The organism is Phormidium sp. CCY1219 (assembly GCF_055795085.1).
On the sequence record NZ_JAYFEQ010000891.1, the window covers coordinates 1 to 4,208 of the forward strand.

Annotated in this window: 4 protein-coding genes; all 4 read right to left on the reverse strand. The window is 54.0% G+C overall.

Annotated features, from left to right (window positions below):
* Nucleotides 1–160: 160 nt before the first annotated feature.
* Nucleotides 161–631 (reverse strand): gas vesicle protein K, encoded by a 471-nt coding sequence (locus AC0QH1_RS29305; RefSeq protein WP_324634980.1) that lies wholly within the window; start codon nucleotides 629–631, stop codon nucleotides 161–163.
* 133 nt (nucleotides 632–764) lie between these two features.
* A complete protein-coding gene (locus AC0QH1_RS29310) occupies nucleotides 765–1,121 on the reverse strand; it encodes a hypothetical protein (protein ID WP_324634981.1) in 357 nt (118 codons plus the stop codon).
* Nucleotides 1,122–1,352: 231 nt separating this feature from the next.
* Entirely contained in the window at nucleotides 1,353–3,164 is a 1,812-nt protein-coding gene (locus AC0QH1_RS29315) for an AAA family ATPase (RefSeq protein ID WP_324634982.1), read from the reverse strand.
* An 894-nt stretch (nucleotides 3,165–4,058) separates the two neighbouring features.
* Entirely contained in the window at nucleotides 4,059–4,181 is a 123-nt protein-coding gene (locus AC0QH1_RS29320; RefSeq protein WP_442957388.1) for a four helix bundle protein, read from the reverse strand.
* Nucleotides 4,182–4,208: the final 27 nt, after the last annotated feature.

Consider the following 4,208-nt stretch of genomic DNA (forward strand, 5'->3'; position numbering starts at 1 on the left):
TCCCCGTAGGGTGTGTGACGCCCGTCATCCATCATCGGGAACATCACCCAACCCGGTGCGGGCGTCACGCACCGTTCCCGTGAGGAGGCGGGGGATTGACCACTGACCACTGACCACTGACCACTGACCACTGACCACTGACCACTGACCCAACCATTTGTCAATCCCTTGCCTTTGGCTCGATCGCCTGGGAGGTTAACATTAACCGCAATTTGGCATGGATTAAATTTAAGTGAGCTAAGCCCAAATCTACACTTCCTTCCACCACCACGCCGGTATGCAAGAGGCGATCGAGGAGTTCGAGAATCGAGGGATTGTCCGAGTGTTCTCCGGGATAGTATTCTCCCTCTTTGGGTAACAAGGTACCGATATCGCCTAAATCGATATTCAAATCAGCCGGATCGATATCGAAAATTTCGCAGAGGTTGACGATTTGTTCTTCTAGTTGGCGCAAGCTTTCGGCGGCGCGATCGAGTTCTTCGTCGGTGAGCAAATTTTCGTCCATGCGCCGGATGACTTGCGCTTCCATCAGTTGGCGGATGAGTTCTACTACGGTGAGCAATAAAGGAGCTAACCCAGCTTCTTTGTTGTTGGGTTTGGGGGCTAAAATACTGTCGGGAGATGAGGTCATAAAGCGGGAGAGTGTAGAAGGTCAAACGTCCCGTACCCTAGAAGGGATGGGGTTACGCGGGTCTAGCCCGCCGACGCAGGCTAGGGTAGATTGGCGAGTTGCAGGTGAGCGTTATGGGGTGGGCGGTTGGATTTTAAGGATAAGATAATTTCCGTCCGGACCCGTGACAGGGATGACAGTAGAAGTGACCCGATCGCGATCGCCCGGTTCCGCCACAGTTCTCGCACAGGGGTGCATCGGGCGATCGCTGGTGAACGCCTTTCCCGCCGCAAGCGAGGCACGGATTGCGGGTACCCGTGGGGGAGACGCCGGTATGAGCGCAGTACGCACAAGCAACCACTGGCGGGGTCATCCAGTGATATCCCCGGCCCTGACAAGCGGGACAACTGGACAGGGCGGACATGACGCCAAATCTATCTTTTCCGGTGCCTTGACAGTAGGCGCACTGGAGTTTAGAATCAGACTGGAGCAATTTAGATTGAAGTTTCATCGCAGGTTTATCCAAGGTGACGACAGGTTAGGGCGAGATTGGGGTTTGGGTAACAGGCGATCGCCAATTGCACTGCAGAGTGATTCCCGCCTCCCCTCTACAGGCTACACCGATTCTATCTTAAATCGGGCAGCCGTCGCTCCCTCCCAGGGAAAAAACGGTGGTCAGCTTCTCGGGAGACAGTGGCACTCCATCTCGCACTCGCTTACCCACCGGGGCGGCGGCGCGAAGTCAATCCTCCGAATTGAGCTGTTCGCACAAGGTTTGATAGGCGAAGTCGAAATCGTCCGAGGTGATAAAAATCTGCTTCGGGTCGCTGATTCCCCCTTGGCGGGCGCGGCGAATGGCGGCTAATGCAGCCCGATCGCACAATAAAGCCAAGTCCGCACCATTCCAGTTTTCCGTGCGCGTCGCCCAGGGGTCTAAATCCACATCCACTACCGGGCGATCGCGGTTGTGGACTTGCAGAATCGCCAAGCGGGTGGGGCGATCGGGCAAATCCACGGTTAATTGCAAATCCAGACGACCCGATCGCAGTAACGCCGGGTCCAGGGCCGTGGGTCGATTAGTTGCGCCAATTAAGATAAGATTAGCAGAAGAGTGCAATCCGTCCAATTCGCTCAGCAGTTGTCCTACCACCCGATCGCTGACCCCGGAATCCCCGGTATTTTGTCCCCGGGCCGGGGCTACGGTATCGATTTCGTCGATAAATATTACGCAAGGTGCGGCTTGTCGGGCTTTAGCGAAGAGGTCGCGGACCGCTTGTTCCGATGCGCCTACCCAGCGACTGAGCAATTCCGCGCCGCTGACGCCGATAAAGTTGGCTTTGGCGCGGGCGGCGACAGCTTTGGCTAAGAGGGTTTTGCCGGTTCCGGGAGGGCCGGCGAGGAGAATTCCTCTCGGGGCTTTTGCGCCGGTGCGCTGGTAGAATTCTGGGTAGAGCAGTTGTCCTTCTACGGATTCTTGTAGGGTTTGTTTCACCGATTCGAGTCCGCCAATGTCCGACCAAGATACCGAGGGGGTTTCGATTTCTAGCGATCGCAGGACCGAGGGATTGATGGTTTTGAGGGCTTGTTGGACGTCCTCGGCGGTAATCGTGAGGTGGTCGGGAAGGGGGGCGGTGAGGTCCGGAACCTGGCGGCGCAAAGCGAGATAAGCCGCTTGTTGGGAGAGGGCTTTCAAGTCTGCGCCCACAAATCCGACGCAATCAGCAGCGATCGCGGTTAAATCCACTGAGGGTTCTAAGGGCATATCTCGGGTGAGAATCTGCAAAATCTCCAGCCGTTCCCCCTGGTTGGGGACGGGGAAGTGAATTTCGCGATCGAAACGTCCCGGGCGGCGCAGGGCGGGGTCGAGATGGTTCGGGCGATTGGTGGCGGCGAGAAGGAGGATACCCCGGGTGGGGGAGAAGCCATCCATTAAGCCGAGGAGTTGTCCCACCACTCGTTTTTCCACTTCTCCTTCCACTTTAGCGCGATCGGGGGCGAGGCTATCGAGTTCGTCGATGAAGATTAAGCAAGGGGCCGAGGCGGTGGCGTCTTGGAAAATTTGCCGCAATCGCGCTTCCGCTTCGCCGTAGAATTTGCCCATGATTTCTGGGCCGTCGATGGCGATGTAGTGGAGTCCCAGGTCGTGGGCTAGGGATCGGGCGGTGAGGGTTTTTCCGGTTCCCGGCGGTCCGACTAGCAAGACCCCGCGCGGCGGTTCTAAGCCGAGTTTGGCCAGCAAGTCCGGTCGCTTCAGGGGCAATTCTACCACCTCCCGCAATTCCCGGATGACCTCTTTTAAGCCCCCGACTTGAGTGAGGTCGCTTGGGTGAGGTGACGTTTCCCCAGACCCTTGGCGGTCCTCCTTGCCCCCAGGAGGTGGGGTGACAATCGGACGGGATGCGCTTCGCGGACGACGGGGAATGTTTCCTTGGGGGGGTATGTTGCTCGCGGTGCGGATTTGCACGTCGCTGCGAATCTCCCCGCTTTCGATTTTGTCTTCTAGGGTTTTGGCTAGTTCTAGCAGTTGTTCGAAGCCTTTGAATAGTTCGCTCATGGATTTACAGGTTGCTTGCGATCGCTACTTTGAGTATAGCAGTTGACCTCCAGAATCTCGGAGTCCTTCACTTAAGTAATCCACCCCGGGGCGCGACTTCCCGTTAAGTGAACCATCCCTCCTCCTCCCAGAACAAACCTTTTCCCCCTCCCCCTACACCTTCACCGCCAGATTTTCTTCCCAGGGACGCGGCCCAGGTCGCTTCCCTTCGGGGAAGTGGAATTAATGGAAACGTTCTACCTTATCTGGAAATCTGATAAGAAATCCTGTCGCTTCCCTTCGGGGAAGTGGAATTAATGGAAACAATCATCGAAATCATCACAGTTTCCTTTAACTCTATACTTGTCGCTTCCCTTCGGGTAAGTGGAATTAATGGAAACTTATGTGCGATTCGTTCGCTGGCTAATCCATAACCAGCGGGGAGAAACTAACCGAAATTATAAGAACATGTTAACTCCTAACTGACTCTTTGATACAAGTGAAAATCTTGTCCGGTAGGAGACACGGTGACTCCCAGCCTGACCACACCGAATGAACTCGGAATTTCATTTCAGTGAGCTGGTAACAGGCCGCAATTAGAGCTAAAACAGATAGGCACACTGGCGGTAAAGGGGAGACAGTACGGGTAAACTGGTTCTAAGCAAGGGGGCAAATTATTTTGGGTCTACCGAACTTGTTATGTAAAAATGATAATTGGGTCTTGAGGGAACGGGGAACAGGGAACAGGGAACGGGGAACAGGGAACGGGGAACAGATGTCATTTTTCTAATTGCTTTTTAATAAGACTAATAATCATTCTACTTTCTTCCGGCAATAGATGTATAATCTTTTCTAAAACAAGGGAACGGGGAACGGGGAACGGGGTCAGTATCATTGTAAACTGTTCCCTGTTCCCTATTCCCTATTCCCTCTATTTGAGATAGAAACGGAACATCTCGTCATTTGTGAGACCCTACCATAGAGTTCGTGTTTAGGGAAAAGATTAGTCAGAAAATAGCATTTTTCTGCAATTTCCATACCTTTTTGCCAAATTCTCAAGTCTTT